Annotated in this window: 22 protein-coding genes; 9 read left to right on the forward strand and 13 right to left on the reverse strand. The window is 45.2% G+C overall.

Features of this window, described 5'->3' with window-relative positions:
• Positions 1-43 precede the first annotated feature (43 nt).
• A complete protein-coding gene (yjgA, locus tag AB4133_RS16670; protein WP_372225070.1) occupies positions 44-568 on the reverse strand; it encodes a ribosome biogenesis factor YjgA in 525 nt (174 codons plus the stop codon).
• Between the two features lie 118 nt (positions 569-686).
• Here yjgA and pmbA point away from each other — a divergent pair, with 118 nt between their 5' ends.
• Positions 687-2,030 (forward strand): metalloprotease PmbA, encoded by a 1,344-nt coding sequence (gene pmbA, locus AB4133_RS16675; RefSeq protein WP_017058910.1) that lies wholly within the window; start codon positions 687-689, stop codon positions 2,028-2,030.
• A gap of 96 nt (positions 2,031-2,126) precedes the next feature.
• Here the strand turns inward: pmbA and mgtE are convergent, their stop codons facing one another.
• From mgtE to AB4133_RS16735, 12 genes are all read right to left on the reverse strand, one after another.
• Complete coding sequence (gene mgtE / locus AB4133_RS16680) at positions 2,127-3,482, reverse strand: magnesium transporter (protein WP_017058911.1); 1,356 nt, start codon at positions 3,480-3,482, stop codon at positions 2,127-2,129.
• Between the two features lie 148 nt (positions 3,483-3,630).
• A complete protein-coding gene (locus AB4133_RS16685) occupies positions 3,631-3,906 on the reverse strand; it encodes an HPr family phosphocarrier protein (RefSeq protein ID WP_017066670.1) in 276 nt (91 codons plus the stop codon).
• Positions 3,907-3,908: 2 nt separating this feature from the next.
• The gene (gene rapZ / locus AB4133_RS16690) at positions 3,909-4,778 is read right to left on the reverse strand and encodes an RNase adapter RapZ (RefSeq protein ID WP_017063735.1); all 870 of its coding nucleotides are present in this window, start codon (positions 4,776-4,778) and stop codon (positions 3,909-3,911) included.
• A gap of 1 nt (position 4,779) precedes the next feature.
• A complete protein-coding gene (ptsN, locus tag AB4133_RS16695; RefSeq protein ID WP_004738707.1) occupies positions 4,780-5,241 on the reverse strand; it encodes a PTS IIA-like nitrogen regulatory protein PtsN in 462 nt (153 codons plus the stop codon).
• 1 nt (position 5,242) lies between these two features.
• Positions 5,243-5,530: a ribosome hibernation promoting factor gene (hpf, locus tag AB4133_RS16700; RefSeq protein WP_009847742.1), complete on the reverse strand. Its 288-nt coding sequence runs from the start codon at positions 5,528-5,530 to the stop codon at positions 5,243-5,245.
• 62 nt (positions 5,531-5,592) lie between these two features.
• Entirely contained in the window at positions 5,593-7,053 is a 1,461-nt protein-coding gene (locus AB4133_RS16705) for an RNA polymerase factor sigma-54 (RefSeq protein ID WP_017058913.1), read from the reverse strand.
• 54 nt (positions 7,054-7,107) lie between these two features.
• The gene (lptB, locus tag AB4133_RS16710) at positions 7,108-7,833 is read right to left on the reverse strand and encodes an LPS export ABC transporter ATP-binding protein (protein WP_004735304.1); all 726 of its coding nucleotides are present in this window, start codon (positions 7,831-7,833) and stop codon (positions 7,108-7,110) included.
• A 2-nt stretch (positions 7,834-7,835) separates the two neighbouring features.
• Complete coding sequence (gene lptA / locus AB4133_RS16715) at positions 7,836-8,330, reverse strand: lipopolysaccharide transport periplasmic protein LptA (RefSeq protein WP_017058914.1); 495 nt, start codon at positions 8,328-8,330, stop codon at positions 7,836-7,838.
• The gene (lptC, locus tag AB4133_RS16720) at positions 8,311-8,874 is read right to left on the reverse strand and encodes an LPS export ABC transporter periplasmic protein LptC (protein WP_004735306.1); all 564 of its coding nucleotides are present in this window, start codon (positions 8,872-8,874) and stop codon (positions 8,311-8,313) included. The genes lptA and lptC overlap by 20 nt, the downstream gene beginning before the upstream one ends.
• Positions 8,871-9,428 carry a 3-deoxy-manno-octulosonate-8-phosphatase KdsC gene (gene kdsC / locus AB4133_RS16725; RefSeq protein WP_017058916.1) on the reverse strand — a complete coding sequence of 186 codons (558 nt, stop codon included), beginning with the start codon at positions 9,426-9,428 and terminating at the stop codon, positions 8,871-8,873. The genes lptC and kdsC overlap by 4 nt, the downstream gene beginning before the upstream one ends.
• Positions 9,428-10,399: an arabinose-5-phosphate isomerase KdsD gene (gene kdsD / locus AB4133_RS16730; RefSeq protein ID WP_372123713.1), complete on the reverse strand. Its 972-nt coding sequence runs from the start codon at positions 10,397-10,399 to the stop codon at positions 9,428-9,430. The genes kdsC and kdsD overlap by 1 nt, the downstream gene beginning before the upstream one ends.
• Positions 10,400-10,433: 34 nt before the next feature.
• Complete coding sequence (locus AB4133_RS16735) at positions 10,434-11,399, reverse strand: calcium/sodium antiporter (protein ID WP_017063737.1); 966 nt, start codon at positions 11,397-11,399, stop codon at positions 10,434-10,436.
• A 264-nt stretch (positions 11,400-11,663) separates the two neighbouring features.
• Between AB4133_RS16735 and mlaF the strand changes: the two genes are divergently transcribed.
• The 8 genes from mlaF to AB4133_RS16775 all read left to right on the forward strand — a co-directional run bounded on the left by mlaF (position 11,664) and on the right by AB4133_RS16775 (position 17,143).
• Positions 11,664-12,458, forward strand: coding sequence for a phospholipid ABC transporter ATP-binding protein MlaF (gene mlaF / locus AB4133_RS16740; RefSeq protein ID WP_017058919.1), 795 nt, complete (start codon positions 11,664-11,666; stop codon positions 12,456-12,458).
• Position 12,459: 1 nt separating this feature from the next.
• Entirely contained in the window at positions 12,460-13,239 is a 780-nt protein-coding gene (gene mlaE, locus AB4133_RS16745; protein ID WP_017058920.1) for a lipid asymmetry maintenance ABC transporter permease subunit MlaE, read from the forward strand.
• Positions 13,240-13,241: 2 nt separating this feature from the next.
• Positions 13,242-13,733, forward strand: a complete 492-nt coding sequence (gene mlaD / locus AB4133_RS16750; protein ID WP_017058921.1) for an outer membrane lipid asymmetry maintenance protein MlaD — start codon at positions 13,242-13,244, stop codon at positions 13,731-13,733.
• Positions 13,734-13,785: 52 nt separating this feature from the next.
• Positions 13,786-14,415: a phospholipid-binding protein MlaC gene (locus tag AB4133_RS16755; protein ID WP_120459707.1), complete on the forward strand. Its 630-nt coding sequence runs from the start codon at positions 13,786-13,788 to the stop codon at positions 14,413-14,415.
• Positions 14,415-14,723 (forward strand): lipid asymmetry maintenance protein MlaB, encoded by a 309-nt coding sequence (locus AB4133_RS16760; protein WP_017058923.1) that lies wholly within the window; start codon positions 14,415-14,417, stop codon positions 14,721-14,723. Before AB4133_RS16755 ends, AB4133_RS16760 begins: the two co-directional genes overlap by 1 nt.
• A 13-nt stretch (positions 14,724-14,736) precedes the next feature.
• Positions 14,737-14,991 carry a BolA family iron metabolism protein IbaG gene (ibaG, locus tag AB4133_RS16765; protein ID WP_017058924.1) on the forward strand — a complete coding sequence of 85 codons (255 nt, stop codon included), beginning with the start codon at positions 14,737-14,739 and terminating at the stop codon, positions 14,989-14,991.
• 8 nt (positions 14,992-14,999) lie between these two features.
• Complete coding sequence (gene murA, locus AB4133_RS16770; protein ID WP_017058925.1) at positions 15,000-16,265, forward strand: UDP-N-acetylglucosamine 1-carboxyvinyltransferase; 1,266 nt, start codon at positions 15,000-15,002, stop codon at positions 16,263-16,265.
• A 152-nt stretch (positions 16,266-16,417) separates the two neighbouring features.
• A complete protein-coding gene (locus AB4133_RS16775) occupies positions 16,418-17,143 on the forward strand; it encodes a 1-acylglycerol-3-phosphate O-acyltransferase (RefSeq protein WP_017058926.1) in 726 nt (241 codons plus the stop codon).
• The last annotated feature ends 11 nt before the right edge of the window (positions 17,144-17,154 follow it).

Genomic DNA, 17,154 nt, shown 5'->3' on the forward strand with positions numbered 1-17,154 from the left:
TGCTAGGTCTTTTATTCACCCTATGAGTAAAGCGAGATAACGATTAGTCTTCTAGCTTTAGCTCTTTTAAGATTTGGAAGATTTCACGAGAAGCCTTTGCTGGCTTGTTCGCTGATTTCTCTTTGTTAGCTTGGCGAGCTAGCTGACGAAGACGCTGACGGTCTGCTTCAGGGTACATTTCCATTACTTCTGAAATAGCCGCATCACCTTCAGCAACAACACGATCACGCAGTTGCTCAAGCTTGTGTAGCTCAGCTGTTGCTTGTGAGTGTTTGTTACGTACTTTATCCAAAGCCGCTTGAATTGGCTCAGGATCGACATTGCGCATTACTTTACCAATGTATTGAAGTTGACGACGCTTCGCTTCATTTTTAAAGCGTTGTGCATCTTTAATCGCTTGTGCCAAATCTTCAGACAGCGGAAATTTGTCTAATACAGAAGGCTTTAGACCAACAAGCTCTTCTCCCAGCTTTTGCAGGGCATCCATGTCGGTTTTCATTTCTGTCTTACTTACCCAGATGATTTCTTCTTCTGGTTCCCATGGGGCTTTTTGGTTTTTGCGAGCCATCTTTTCTGCCTATGTCACTATCTCAAACGAATATATTGCCTATTTTAGCAAGAATCTTGGGGAGAAAGCGAAATTCTTGTTATCCTACGTAATATTGACCTAAAAAATTAGAATAGATATGGATGTAAAACAGCAAGTCGCCCAGCAAAGAGTTGAGCTAGAAGCCGCAGTAGCTAAAGCGTTGGATATGGCATCAGTGAGTGCAGACGCAGCTGAGGTCGCTATTACTAAGTCAACGGGTTTAAGTGTTTCAACACGTATGTGTGAAGTGGAAAACGTTGAATTTAATAGTGATGGTGCGCTAGGTATTACTGTTTATCGCGGCCAGAAAAAAGGCAGCGCATCTACATCTGATCTGAGTGAAAAGGCTATTGCTCAAACAGTCGCGGCTGCGCTTGATATCGCTCAGTACACGTCTGAAGACCCATTTGCAGGTCCTGCAGCAAAAGAATACATGGTAAAAGAAATTCCAGACTTGGATCTTTTTCACCCTGATGAACCAAACCCTGACTATGCCGCTGAGATTGCGATTGCTGCTGAGAAGCAAGCGTTAGCTTATAGCGACAAGATCAAACAGAGTGATGGCGCAAGCTACGATAGCCACTATGGCGTTAAGGTTTACGGTAACAGTCATGGCTTACTAGCCAGCTACGCTTCAAGCCGTCATAGCACGAGCTGCTGCGTGATTGGACAAGGCGCTAATGGTGAAATGGAACGTGACTACAGCTACACCGTTGCACGTCACCGTGACGAGCTGTGGACGCCTGAGCGTGTAGGTCAAGAAGCTGCAGAAAAGACCATTAGCCGTTTGGATGCGAAAAAGCTACCAACAGGCCAGTACCCAATTATGTTCGCTAATGATGTGGCAACTGGCTTGATTGGTCACCTTGTTATGGCGATCAGTGGCGGTAACCTTTACCGCAAGTCGTCATTCCTATTGGATCATCTCGGTCAGAAAATCCTACCTGACTGGTTTAACATTTCTGAGCGACCACATATCTTGCGTGGTTTGGCTTCAAGCCCATTCGATAGCGAAGGTGTGTTCACTCAAGATCGTGAAATCATCACTGACGGTGTGCTAGCAACTTACCTACTAACGAGCTATGCCGCACGTAAGATGGATATGACGCCAACCGGTCATGCTGGTGGTATTCATAACTGGTTCGTTAAATCGACCGGTCAAAACTTTGAGCAGATGCTAAAAGAGTTGGGTACTGGCTTCCTAGTCACTGAAGTGATGGGCCAAGGCGTAAACACCGTAACGGGTGATTATTCACGTGGCGCTGCAGGTTTCTGGGTTGAAAACGGAGAGATCCAATACCCAGTATCAGAAGTAACAATCGCAGGTAACCTAAAAGACATGTTTACTCAGATTGTTGCTGTGGGTAACGACGTAGAAACACGTTCGCAAATTCAAACGGGTTCTATCCTGCTTGAGTCGATGAAAGTCGCGGGTGAGTAATTCAATTAAAGCGAATCTGATGAATTAAAAAAGGGAGCCGTGGCTCCCTTTTTGTTTTCTGTATTTCGCCAAAAATTGGCTAACTGCTTATGCTAACTAGATCAGTATGGTCGCTAAGCCTAGGAACACCGATAGGCCAATAACATCGGTTACTGTGGTCAGTGCCATACCGCCAGCAAGGGCTGGATCGATATTCATCTTCTTCAACATCACTGGGATAGTTACACCAGCAATACCTGCGACAATCAAGTTGGTCATCATCGCCGCTGAGATGATGCCTCCCAGTATCCAGTTACCTTTCCAAGCTACAACGATACCACCAATGATAACGGCCCATAGAACGCCGTTTAGGAAGCCGATGGCTGCCTCTTTGAGTAGCAGTTCGCGTTTGTTACTGTCACCGATATGACCGAGTGCCAAACCACGAATCACCAGAGCAACGGTTTGGTTACCCGCAACACCCCCCATCGAAGGCACGATAGTCATCAGAACCGCAATCGCTGCCATTTGATCGAGCGTTGCTTCAAACATGTTTGATACAGATGCTGCCGCCAGTGCTGCGAGTACGTTAGCACCAAGCCAGACACTACGACGACGAGCAGATTTTACGACCGGTGCGAAGGTATCTTCGTCATCGTCCATACCCGCCATACTCATCATTGAGTGTTCGGCATCTTCACGGATAACATCAACCACGTCATCGATGGTGATACGACCAACAAGGTGCTGGTTACTATCGATGACAGGCGCAGAAACCCAGTTACGACGTTCAAACAGGCTCGCGATATCTGACGCACTGGTTTCTACCGCGATCGCTTCGTCGGCATCATCCATCACTTCTGAAACAGGGACATCAGGTTGAGTCGTTACTAGCGTGGTAAGTGATAGGTTACCGATAAGACGTTCTTCTTCATCAATAACATACAGAGCATCAGTTGCATCCGGCAGTTCGCCACGCATACGCATGTAGCGCAATACAACGTCAACATCGACATCACCACGAATCGTGATTACGTCGGTGTTCATGATCGCACCCGCTGAATCTTCAGGGTACGACAGGGCAGTTTCAACTAATGCACGATCGACGGAGTCCATTTGAGAAAGGACTTCGCGAGAAACATCGTCGGGTAGGCTTCGAAGTACGTACGCGACGTCATCGGTTTCCATACCTTCGGTTGCTTCTGCCAAGGTCTCAGGTGCCATTTTCGACACAAGAGCATCTTTGACGTCTTCGTTTAGTTCATCAAGAATTTCACCGTAGTCTTCAGGATCGGTGAGTTGCCAGAGTACGTCACGACTTTTGCGAGGGGAGGCTTCTAAAAGGTGTGCAATATCTTCAGGCTCCATGTCCTGAAGTTGTCGGCGTACGTGAACAAATCGGCCGTTTTCTAGGGCTTCGCTGACTTCTTGGAGGGTTTGGTGAGCTTGGTCGAATTCTAATTGCTCTGCCATATTTTCCTCCTATCTCATTATTCTAACAATGGTTGGAATAGTAACTTAATTCTGGGGCTTATTTAAATCATAAACTTAGATAGAACTAAGATTTAATATTGGTTGGTTCGTTGTTTGAGTCTTAGGCGTTGTGAGTGAAGCGTTTTCGCTACTCACCCTCATCAAACTTGTCTTCAATGAGATGACAGACGGCATCCAGTGCTTGCTGTGAATCGGTACCTGCAGCTTGAATCGTAATATGTTGCCCTTGGGCTGATTCCAGCATAAGTAACCCCATTACGCTGTCTGCTGTTGCTGTTTTATCTTCTTCGCTATGGATAGTGATGGTTGCATCAAAGCTTTGTGCAAGCTCAACCAACTTTACGGCTGCTCTAGCGTGAAGACCCAAGCGATTTTGGATCAGTACAGTTCGAGTTAATTCCATGGTTAGCCCTGTTGGTGCTTCTCTAGGGAGGCGTGTCTGATTTGAACTTGATGGCCAAGTTGCTCAAAGTACTCACCAATTTTCTGGGTTAGATAAACCGAGCGGTGTTTGCCGCCAGTACAGCCAATCGCGACCGTTAGGTAACTGCGATTGTTCTTCTCTAACATTGGTAACCACTGTTCAACAAAGCCTTGGATCTGTTGCTTGAGTTCCAGAACTTCTGAGTGTTCTTCTAGAAAGGAGTGAATTGGTGCATCTAGCCCGGTTAGTGGTCGTAGTGCAGGTTCCCAGTGAGGGTTCGGCAAAAAGCGAACATCAAACACGTAGTCGGCATCACTTGGCAAGCCATACTTAAAACCGAAAGATTGAAAGACGATGATCAGCTCTTGCTTCTCTTTGCCTTCAACTTTAAATCGAACCTTTTCACTCAATTCGTAGAGGTTGCAGTCACTGCTGTCGATCACAATGCTGGCGTGCTCTGCGAGAGGTGTCAGAAGTGTCTTCTCTAAATCAATCGCTTGCTCAAGAGATAGCTTTTCTTGGCCAATTGATAAAGGGTGGATTCTGCGGGTTTCGCTGTAGCGCTTAAGGAGTGTCTGCTTGCTGGCATCGAGGAACAATACATCAACATCGATGTTTGTAGCTGACTCGAGTTGCTCGAGCGTGTCGGTGACTAACTGAGGCTCTTTCGGTAGGTTACGTATATCAATACTTACCGCAACGTTTTGGTTGCTTTCGCGTACCGATTCGACAAAGTTGTTGAGCAGGTTTACTGGTAGATTATCGACACAGTAATACCCCAAGTCTTCTAGGACTCGTAACGCAACACTTTTACCGGCCCCTGATTGGCCACTAACCACGATTAATCGCATGTTATTGCTCGCAAGTTGGCACTTGAATCATGATGTCGTAAAGCTCTTGATCGCTCTGAGCATTACGCAGCTGTTTAAGAGTCTGCTTGTCGTTTAGTCGTTCTGCCATACAAGAAAGGGTTTTTAGATGCTCTTTGCATTGTTCGCTAGGAACAAGCAGGGCAAATAGTAGGTCGACAGGACGATTATCAATCGCATCAAATTCGATAGGATCTTGGCATTGCAGTAATACAGCTATCGCTTTATCACTGACATTCATACGAGCATGGGGAATCGCGATACCATTACCAATACCGGTACTGCCCATCTTCTCACGGCTCAACATACACTCAAATAGCTCTGTTGAATCTTGACCGCAGCTCTCAGCTGCTATCTGGCTGATGAGCTCAAGGGCTCTTTTTTTGCTTGTGCATTGGACTGCACTTTTGGTGCAGTCCAATGAAAGTACTTCGCTTAATTGCATGTTAGTGACTACTTAGCTTTTCTTTGTGCTTGTTGAGTTGGCGGACGAGTTTATCAACCAATGAATCAATCGCGGCATACATGCTTTCATCTGTTGCTGTCGCATGGATTTCCCCCTGATTTATATGCAGGGTAGCTTCTGCGATTTGATTGATTTTCTCAACTTTTAAAACAACCTGAACGCTATTGATATGATCAAAGAAGCGCTCAAGTTTGTCGAATTTGGTGTGAACATAGTCTTGCATTGAATCGGTAAGATCAACGTGATGGCCTTGAATATTGATTTGCATAGACTTTCCTTTTCAGTTGGTTGCCTGATCATAGTTGCTAAGTAACTAGCGACTAAATGAGCTTATAGCAGGCGTTTACGCTGACTCGATGGGGCAATGCCCAGAGACTCACGGTATTTCGCTATGGTACGTCTAGCTACCTGAATTCCTTGGTCAGCCAGTAAAGCAGCAATCTTACTATCACTTAGAGGCTTCGCGGTATTTTCCGCTGCGACAAGCTTCTTGATGAGTGCGCGAATTGCTGTAGATGAACATTCACCGCCATTGTCAGTGCTGACATGGCTTGAGAAAAAGTATTTGAGCTCGAAGATGCCACGTGGCGTATGCATGAATTTTTGAGTCGTCACACGAGAGATCGTGGATTCATGCATATCAACAGCTAACGCAACATCATTAAGAACCATTGGCTTCATCGCTTCTTCGCCATGTTCGAAGAAATCACGCTGATGTTCAACAATGCATCGCGCAACTTTGAGTAGCGTCTCATTTCGGCTCTCTAGGCTTTTAATTAACCACTTTGCTTCTTGCAAATTTGAGCGGATGTATTGATTGTCGGCGCTGTTGCCTTTACTGCCCAGATCAGCGTACTGCTGATTCACTTTCAACTTAGGCACGCTATCAGGGTTAATGGTCACTAACCATTTGCCAAGGTCTTTGAAGACAGATACATCTGGAACCACATACTCAGTTTCATCCGGAGTAATCTTACTGCCAGGACGAGGGTCCAGCTGTTGAATCAGTTGCAAAACTTCACGTAGTTCTGCTTCTTTCAACTTGGTCTCTTTGATAACCAGTTTGTAATCGCGATTGCCGAGTTGGTCGATATGGCTAGTAAGTACTAACTTAGCTTCGTTAAGCCAAGGCGTATCTTGGGGAAAGGTTGCCAGTTGCAGTAACAAGCAATCTTGCAGGTTGACTGAACCGACACCTAGCGGATCAAACTGCTGAATTCGTTTACGTACCGCTTCAATTTCATCAAGCTCGATCTCTTCATTGTCGAAGTTTTCAAGGATGTCTTCACAAGTTACAGTGAGGTAGCCGTAGTCGTCGATGGCATCGATTAATGCAAAAGCGATGCTTCGGTCGGTGTCAGTGAATGGCGTTAAGTCGAGTTGCCAAAGTAGGTAATCGTGCAGGCTTTGAGTGGTTTCGCCTTGATAAACCGGCATGTCGTCATCAATCGCAATACCCGTGTTACCGGTGTTCGCGCTGTAGACGTCTTCCCAAGTTGTGTCGATTTCTAGTTCGTTGCCAATCTCTGATTTTTCGATTAAGTCTGAGCTATCAGGTAAGTCTTGCTCTGTGGCTTCAACAGTTTCTTTTTCGTCACTGCTAGGTTTTTCTTCCGATGTTGGCGTATCTTCATTGCCTTCTTCGACATCGAGTAGTGGGTTAGATTCAAGTGCTTCTTGAATCTCTTGCTGCAAATCTAAAGTAGACAATTGCAACAAACGAATCGCTTGCTGCAATTGAGGAGTCATTGCTAACTGTTGGCCTAGCTTAAGTTGTAATGAGGGTTTCATTCAGTGTGACTTACCTAGTTATTATTCTTAGAACTCTCGATACTCTCTATATAATCATAGACGGAATTGTTCGCCTAGATAAACTTGTTTAACTTGTTCGTTATTGAGAACATCTTCAGGAGTACCCTCAGCGATCAGGTGTCCTTGGCTTACGATGTAAGCTTTTTCACACACGTCTAATGTTTCACGAACGTTGTGGTCGGTAATCAAAACGCCCAAGCCGCGATCACGCAGGTGAACAATGATTTTTTTGATATCGATTACTGAGATCGGGTCAACACCGGCGAATGGTTCATCCAATAGAATGAACTGCGGGTTTGCTGCTAGTGCACGAGCAATCTCTACACGACGACGCTCACCACCCGACAGAGCCATACCATTGCTGGTGCGGATATGTTGGATGTGGAACTCTTCTAGCAGGTCTTCCAGCTTATCTTGGCGTTGTTCGTTGGTCATTTCATCACGGGTTTGTAAAACCGCCATGATGTTGTTCTCTACGGACAACTTACGGAAAATCGATGCTTCTTGAGGCAGGTAACCGATACCAAGACGAGAGCGGCTGTGCATTGGTAAGATACTGATGTCTCGGTCATCAATGCTGATGGTACCTTCATCACGCGCCACCAAACCAACAATCATATAGAAAGATGTGGTTTTACCTGCACCGTTAGGCCCAAGCAGACCGACGATCTGGCCTGACTCTACCTGTAAGCTTACATCGGTAACAACCTTACGTTTACTGTAGGTTTTCGCTAGGTTTTTTGCTTTAAGAACAGCCATCGTTACTTATTCACTTCCGTTGGTTGTAAAACCGTTGACACTCGTTTGTTTTCACCACTGTCAGCGACTAATTTCTGAGAACCGATCTGGTAAGTGATCTTAGAACCGCGAATGATGCTGCCATCTTGAGATAACATCGCATTCTTAGTCATGATCAGTCGGTCGGCAACAAGCTGGTAGTGCAGGTCGTCAGCTTCACCGTAGAGTGTCTTACCGTCGTCAGTAAGCTGAGAGAAGGTTGCTGGCTTACCGAAGCCTTGAATTTCTTCAATCTCACCGTTTACGGCGTTACGAGTAACAATAACCTTATCGGCATTGATATTGATGCTGCCTTGTTTAAGGTTCACATCACCAAGGAAAGTCACTTGGTTACTTTTCATATCCAATTGCTGGCTGTCTGAGTCAATGTAGACAGGTTGCTCACTATCCGAAGACAGAGCATAGACATTAGGTGCCGCAAGGGTCAAAGCGAATAAACTAAGGTGTAAGAGTTTCATATCTACCTTGAACAGAATTAAAGAGGGTTGCATTGTTGGTACCGAAGTTACCTTTCATTGCTTGTCCCTCAGTTTCAAAAAATGTACCGATCATATGGACCGGAGTCTCTGAATAAAAATCTCGGCTAGGCAGCTCAACAACCATTTTATCTGTGGTCATTGTATCGAAGCTGGCTTCTGGCAACAGGTTCTTTGCCACGACGTTGTCATAAAACGTGACAACTTGATTCTCATCCATAATCGCGCGATCAGCGGTGACTTGCCATTCAATCGTGTGCCCTTCACGGAATACCGAAAGAACTGGGTTTTGAAAGTGCGTATCGCCAACTACTGAGTAGTGTTCTAAATACGTCGATTCAACCTGATAGCTGCGAATACCGCTTTCGTCGTAGCTAATGTTGTTCAGGCTTTTGCCACTAAACGCGGGCAGCTCCAAATTTGGAGCCACTTGTATCGTTGATGTTTGCTCTTTGTCGTACAAGTAATAGGTCGACCAAGAGGCAATAAATATGAGTATTAAATAGATAATACGAGTAAAACTCATATGCTTAAACCTTTATGCACGTCGAGTTCATTTCTTGCTTGTAAAATAAGGTCACAGACTTCACGTACCGCGCCATGACCACCGTTAATGGTTGTCACGTAGTTTGCACGCTTTGCAAGTAGCGGGTGCCCATCTGCCACACAGACCTTCAAGCCAACTTTTTCCATTACAGGCCAGTCAATCAGATCGTCTCCGATGTAACCTGTATTTTCAGGGTTTACAGAAAGCTTATCGCAAATATCTTGGTATGCCTTAACTTTATCGTCTTGACCTTGATAAATCAGCTTAATGCCTAGAGCGGTCATACGATTCTCAACAATTTGAGATTTGCGACCCGTGATGATCGCGATTTCAATGCCTGCGTTCATCAGTGATTTGATACCGTAACCGTCACGAGTGTGGAAGGTTTTCAGCTCTTCACCGTTGTTGCCCATGTAGATGCGACCATCAGAGAAGACACCATCGACATCGCAAATCAGCAGTTTGATCTCTTTTGCAATTGCAAATACATCTGAATTAACAGTGCCGTATAGAGTTTCGACTGTCTGTGTCATTACATTACTCCTGCTTTCAGTAAGTCATGCATGTTTAACGCTCCGACTAATTTACCTTCTTGGCATAACATCAGGCCATTGATGCTCTTCGCTTGCATCAAGTTTAAGCCCTCAACCGCGAGCATGTTTGGCTCGGCTACCGTCGGGTTTAGCGTCATCACATCACCGATCTGCGTGTTATGGATATCAACGCGTTTGTCTAAGATACGGCGTAAATCACCATCGGTAAAAATACCGGCCATTTGGCCATCTTCACCAACGATTGCTGTCATGCCTAAGCCTTTCTGAGATATCTCTAGTAGAGCGTCTCTTACTAGTGCGTCGGGTGCTACAACAGGAAGTGAATCGCCTGTGTGCATGATGTCGTCGAGCTTCAACAGCAGCTGACGACCTAAAGCGCCACCAGGATGAGACAGGGCAAAGTCTTGAGCGGTGAAGCCTCGAGCCTGCAAAAGTGCAACGGCTAATGCATCACCCATTACTAAGGTAGCTGTTGTGCTGGTTGTTGGTGCTAAACCTAGCGGGCACGCTTCTTTCGGCACAGAAATTTGTAAATGGATATCAGACAGGGTTGCCATGTTTGATGCTGGCTTGCCTGTCATGCTGATGATCTTGATGCTCAGACGCTTTAACACAGGAAATAGGCTGAGGATTTCTCCCGATTCGCCGGAGTTGGATATTGCAATCACAATATCACCAGGTTCGATCATGCCTAAGTCGCCATGCGCCGCTTCGCCTGGGTGAACAAAGAAAGCCGATGTCCCGGTACTTGCCAATGTTGCTGCGATTTTGTTGCCAATGTGGCCTGATTTACCCATGCCCATCACAACGACTTTGCCTTTGTTGTTCAGGATAAGGTCGCAAGCTTTACAAAAATCATCATTAAAATATTGGTCTAATTGAGTGAGACCTGCAACTTCGGTTTCCAAAACTTGTTTTGCAACGCTGCGGTAATCAAATGGCTGAGACATCAAATACTCCAAGTACGGGAAGTTAAATCAACAATTAAGCCGACATGTTCATTAATAGGTAACTTTGGTAGGCCACGAACGTCACAATTAACACGCCGCCTTCAATACGATTCACACTACGAGATTTTCCTAGTGCCATCACAACAAGTAGTAGCGATACGCCTAGCATTACCCAGAAGTCACGACCCATAGCGAACTCGCTCAAGATCGAAGGGTTTAGGATGCCCGGGATACCCATAACAGCAAGGATGTTGAATACGTTTGAACCAATGATATTACCTACAGCCATATCATCTTCACCCTTCATAACGCCGGCTAGTGATGCTGCAAGTTCAGGAAGGCTAGTACCAACAGCAATGATGGTTAAACCAATGACAAGGTCGCTCATGCCGAAGAACTTCGCGATGATCACAGCGTTATCTACCAGCATATCAGCAGCTAAAGGTAGGACGATTAGACCAATCACGACCCACATTGCAGCCTTAGGGTTACTTACGCCTTCAGGGATCTCTGATTCTTGCTCATCAAGGAAAGCATCGCCGTTCTTTTTCTCGCTGCGGCTGATTTGCAACATAGCAAACAAAAACGCGGCAAAAAGAACAAACAACAACACGCCTTCATAGAAGCCTAAATGGTTATCCCACAATAGGGCGCCCGCTAGCAGAGTGACACCGATCATTAATGGTAGTTCACGACGAATCACGCCTGAGCTAATCGATAACGGCTTGATAAGGGCTGTAATACCTAAAATCAGCGCGATGTTGGCGATGTTAGAGCCCAGTACGTTGCCTACAGCTGTATCTGTTTTGCCATCAAGGGCTGCTGTCGCAGAAACCATCATTTCAGGAGCCGAAGACCCCATTGCTAAGATCGTCATACCGATAACTAGTGGTGAAATACCGAAGTTGCGAGCAAGAGCAGCGGCACCGTAAACCAGCTTATCTGCACTCCACACCAAAAAACCTAGACCGATAATAAGAAACGCAATCGCTTCAAGCATGATGATTCCTAAAAAATTAATAAAAACGGAGAATTAACCGCTAATTTTGACCTGTTGCTAGATAAAAGGGAAGTCACTCGGCAAATTAATTACCAGTTAGCAGGCAAGAAAGAGAGATCAATAGATAATTTCCTAATGCTTTCAAATCCCTGCATAGATTCCTGTTTAATATGAATTAATTGAACAGTGCTTTTAATTCTAAAGTAGACTCATTATTATTGCAGCCATAATTGGCGTTTTTTAAAGCAAGGAAACAACAAAAATATGTTGAACACTGAGCTTGTGAAAGTTAAGAACCTCAGCTTCTCACGCGGTGACCGCGTTATCTTTGATGACATCAGTTTAGAGGTGCCTCAAGGCAAGATAACCGCCATCATGGGGCCGTCTGGGATCGGCAAAACGACTTTACTGCGTTTGATCGGTGGGCAACTGCCGCCAGATGAAGGCGAAGTTTGGTTTGATGGTGACAATATCCCTGCATTATCACGTCGAAAGCTGTATCAAGCACGTAAGAAAATGAGCATGCTATTCCAATCGGGTGCGCTTTTTACGGATCTCAATGTCTTTGATAATGTGGCGTTTCCGCTGCGAGAGCACACTGAACTTAATGAAAAATTCATTCGTACCATCGTATTACTTAAGCTTGAAGCGGTAGGATTACGTGGTGCTGCGCAATTGATGCCGAGTGAGTTGTCTGGCGGAATGGCTAGGCGTGCCGCACTGGCGCGCGCAATCGCACTGGATCCAGAACTTATCATGTACGATGAGCCGTTTGTTGGCCAAGATCCCATCACCATGGGCGTATTGGTTGAATTGATACGAAATCTCAATCAAGCCTTGGGCTTAACCTCGATTGTTGTTTCTCACGATGTGCCAGAGGTGATGAGTATTGCTGATTGGGTTTACCTCATGGCAGATAGCAAGATTATTGCCGCTGGAACACCTGATGAGTTGTACAACAATAGCGATCCGAGAGTGCAGCAATTTTTGCAAGGCGAAGCCGATGGTCCAGTACCATTTAGATTCCCTGCGAAGAGCTTAGAAAAGGATTTGTTTTAATATGATTGTTAAAACTATTGCGGGTGTCGGTAAGCGTACACTTGCGAGCTGTGAGTCATTTGGTCGAGCAAGCCTGATGTTATTTGGGGCTTTGTTTGGCATCCCGCGACTAAAAAACTTCCCCTTATTAGTAAAACAACTTTATAGCGTTGGCGTTCAGTCATTGGCTATTATTTTAGTTTCGGGTCTGTTTATCGGCATGGTGCTCAGCCTGCAGGGCTATGTCGTGTTAATTGACTACGGCGCTGAGGGAAACCTTGGTCAAATGGTCGCGCTTTCACTGTTGCGTGAGTTGGGGCCTGTGGTGACTGCGTTATTATTTGCAGGTCGAGCCGGTTCAGCACTCACGGCAGAGATTGGGTTAATGAAGGCAACAGAGCAGATCTCAAGCCTTGAGATGATGGCCGTTGACCCTCTTAAACGCATTATTGCACCACGTCTTTGGGCCGGGCTTATCTCAATGCCATTGCTTGCTATGATTTTTATGGCGGTAGGTATTTGGGGCGGTCAACTGGTTGGTGTTGATTGGAAAGGCATTGATCACGGCAGTTTCTGGTCTGCGATGCAGTCTTCAGTAGAACTTGGCCGAGATATTGGTAACAGCATGATCAAATGTATGGTCTTCGCTATCACCGTAACTTGGATCGCACTTTTCAATGGTTATGACGCAGTACCGACTTCAGAAGGTATCAGTCAGGCAACCACACGCACTGTAGTGCACTCTTCTCTAGCGGTACTAGGGCTAGATTTTGTTCTTACCGCATTGATGTTTGGGAATTAATCATGCAACAAACTCGAAAATTAGAATTATGGGTCGGCACCTTTGTTATTGCCGGAATTTGCGCAATCTTAATCATGATCTTTCAAGTCGCTGACGTAAAAGGCATAGGTTCGAACCATACTTACAATCTAAAAGCGACCTTTGACAACATTGGCAGCCTAAAAGTTCGTTCTCCAGTGAAAGTGGGTGGCGTCGTTGTTGGACGAGTTAAAAGCATTGAGCTTGATACCGAGAGCTACCTTCCTGTCGTTGAACTGTCTATTGACGGGAAGTACTCACAATTTCCAGATACCTCTAGTGCTCAAATTTTAACATCTGGCTTAATTGGTGAGCAGTACATTAGTCTGGTTCCAGGCTTCATTTTTGATGATGAAGAGATGTTGGTCGATGGTGATTCAATTGAAGACACTAAGTCAGCATTGGTACTAGAAGATTTGATTGGCCAAGTGCTGTATAGCGTTGGTGGTTCTAATGACAGCGAAGCTAAGGAATAAGATAATGTTGAAAACTATTAGTTATTTAAAAGCTATTGGTTACTTGAAATCAATGTTTATGGCGGCAATGGCGTTGCTTATTTCTACCCAAGCCTTTGCTGCAGAATCGATTGACCGTACTCAGCCTTACCAGATGATGACTCAAGTTGCCGAAGTGGCATTTGAGCGTTTGAAGAGTGAACAAGACAACATCCACCAAGATCCAGAGTTATTGAAGGTCATCGTGGAAGAAGAGTTGATGCCTTATGTGAATGCACAATATGCAGCTCTTAAGTTACTTGGACCAAACTTGAAAGGCGCGGATAGAAAAGACGTGGGCGTGTTTATCGATTCATTCCGTAAATACCTTGTTTCTTCTTATGCCCAAGTGCTGACTCAATACACAGATCAGACGATTGAATTTGGTCCAGAACCAAAAATCAAAGCGGATAGCCGCATTACCAGTATCAAGGTCGACATCATCGATACGCCGCGACCAAACATTAAGCTTGAATTTAAGCTTCGCAAAGACAAGAAATCTGGCGAGTGGAAAGCATTTGATATGGTTGCCGAAGGTATTAGCTTGTTGTCGAGCAAGCAATCGGAGTGGAATACTAAGATTCGTCAAGAAGGCATCTTACAAGTTGCAGACGAACTAGAGAAATTAGCCGCACAACCGATTCGTTTTGAGAGTAACAAATAATGAGCCATTCTCAATGGCAAGCACTAAGCTCTAAAGAGTATCAACTGTTCGGTGATTTAGACCGAGACAGTGTCCCTGCAATCTGGCGTATATTGGAAAAGTGGCAAACGACGGAATCGAGCGTTGAAATTGACCTTAGCCATATAAATCGAGTCGATTCAGCAGGAATGGTGATGCTAATTCACTTATTAGAGCATGCAAAAAATCAAAACTGTCATATAATGCTCAGTTTCGTGCCAGAACAATTACGAACGTTGTTCCAATTGAGCAATATCCAGCCAATGATGGCAGAACACATAAAAAATTAGGCAGGAGCTATTTGTGGACAGCACAAAAGTACAAGAATTATTAGCAGAAGCACTGAACCTTCAGGAAATTTTCGTGAAAGGGGAAGGCAGTCATTACGAAGTTGTTGCGGTTGATCCATGTTTTGACGGCATGAATCGAGTTAAGAAGCAGCAACTAATCTACGGCCCACTAATGGAATACATTCAACGCAATGACATCCATGCTCTTTCTATTAAGGCTTTCACGCCGGAAGAGTGGGAACGTGATAAGAAACTGATGTCACTTTAAGGTTTATGATGGAAAAGTTTCGAGTTATTGGATCGGATAAGCCGCTAAGCGGTGAAGTGACGATCTCAGGCGCAAAAAATGCAGCGCTACCTATCTTATTTGCTTCAATTCTTGCTGAAGAGCCAGTGGAAGTAAGTAACGTTCCTCACCTACGTGACATCGATACTACGATGGAACTGCTTAAGCGTTTAGGCGCAAAAGTATCGCGTAATGGTAGTGTTCATGTTGATGGCAGCGAAATTAATGAATTTTGTGCGCCTTACGATTTAGTGAAAACAATGCGTGCTTCTATCTGGGCTTTAGGTCCTCTAGTCGCTCGTTTTGGTGAAGGCCAAGTGTCACTTCCAGGCGGTTGTGCAATTGGTGCTCGACCTGTTGATCTGCATATCCACGGTCTAGAGCAACTAGGTGCGACCATTAAGTTGGAAGATGGTTATGTGAAAGCAAGTGTTGATGGCCGTCTGAAAGGCGCGCACATCGTGATGGATAAAGTAAGTGTGGGTGCCACCATTACTATCATGTGTGCAGCAACGCTAGCGGAAGGAACAACAGTACTCGATAACTCAGCGCGTGAGCCTGAGATTGTTGATACGGCTGACTTCCTAAACAAACTGGGTGCTAAAATTTCTGGCGCAGGTACAGATACGATTACTATCGAAGGCGTTGAACGTCTTGGTGGTGGCCAACACTCTGTGGTTGCTGACCGTATTGAAACAGGTACTTTCCTGGTTGCTGCTGCTGTTTCTGGCGGTAAAGTGGTTTGTCGCAACACCAACGCTCATCTTCTTGAAGCTGCCTTAGCGAAGCTTGAAGAAGCGGGTGCGAAGGTTGAAACGGGCGAAGACTGGATCAGTCTTGATATGACGGGTCGTGAACTGAAAGCGGTGAAAATCGTAACGGCACCTCACCCTGGTTTCCCAACCGACATGCAAGCACAGTTTACTCTGCTTAACATGATGGCGAAGGGCAGTGGTGTTATCACTGAGACTATCTTTGAAAACCGTTTTATGCACATTCCTGAGTTACAGCGAATGGGTGCAAAAGCGGAAATCGAAGGTAACACGGCTATCTGTGGTGAAACGGAAAAACTGAGCGGCGCTCAAGTAATGGCAACGGACCTTCGCGCATCTGCGAGCCTTGTTATTGCTGGCTGTATTGCTCAAGGTGAAACCATCGTTGACCGTATTTATCACATCGATCGTGGCTACGATAAGATTGAAGATAAATTGTCAGCCTTAGGCGCAAACATTACACGATTTAGTGAGTCGAACTAACCTAGGTTAGTGGATTCATGAATCAGTAAGATGAAAACATAAAAGTCGGAACCTTGGTTTCGGCTTTTTTATAGTTGTATTTACCGCGAGTAAATCTATTGCTCATTTTTGCGCGAATAGATGAATCAACTTGGCGGTCGGTGAGGAACAAAATGATAGCAATATTACGTATTTTCGCAGTGGCGATATTTGCGATTCTTATGTTTGTATTTGGTTGTGGTTACTGCCTATTAAGTCCACGCAACCCGAAACACGTATTTACCTTTGGCCGTTATTTCGGTCGCATGTCGAAGATCTTCGGCATGAAGTTAGAGCTTCGCATCCCAGAAGATGCCTACTCTCGCGGCCAACATGTTTATGTGGCGAACCACCAAAACAGCTGGGATCTATTCACGATTTCATCAGCGGTAACGCCAAAAGTGGTAACTGTTGGTAAGAAAAGCCTAGTGTGGATGCCTCTATTTGGTCAGCTTTACTGGTTGACGGGTAACATCCTAATTGACCGTGCTAACCGTAGCAAAGCGGTAGGTACGATTGATCAGGTCGTGACGAGTCTAAAAGAGAGCGATGTTTCAGTTTGGATGTTCCCTGAAGGCACTCGTTCTCGTGGCCGTGGTCTGCTGCCATTCAAAACAGGTGCATTCCATGCTGCGATTGGTGCTGGCTTGCCTATCATCCCTATCGTGTGTAGCTCAACCGGTGGCGTGAAGCTAAACCGTTGGAACAATGGTCACGTGATTGTTGAAATGCTGCCACCAATCAGCACTGAAGGCTACGACAAGTCTAATGTTCGTGAACTGGCTAACCTAGCTCGTGAGCAGATGGCTGCGAAACTTGAAGAGTTAGACAAAGAAGTGGTTGAGCTTAATAAAAAGTAATTATCTAAGCG

The sequence above is a fragment of the Vibrio sp. 10N.286.52.F8 genome, from assembly GCF_041468745.1.
Lineage (GTDB): Bacteria > Pseudomonadota > Gammaproteobacteria > Enterobacterales > Vibrionaceae > Vibrio > Vibrio crassostreae_C.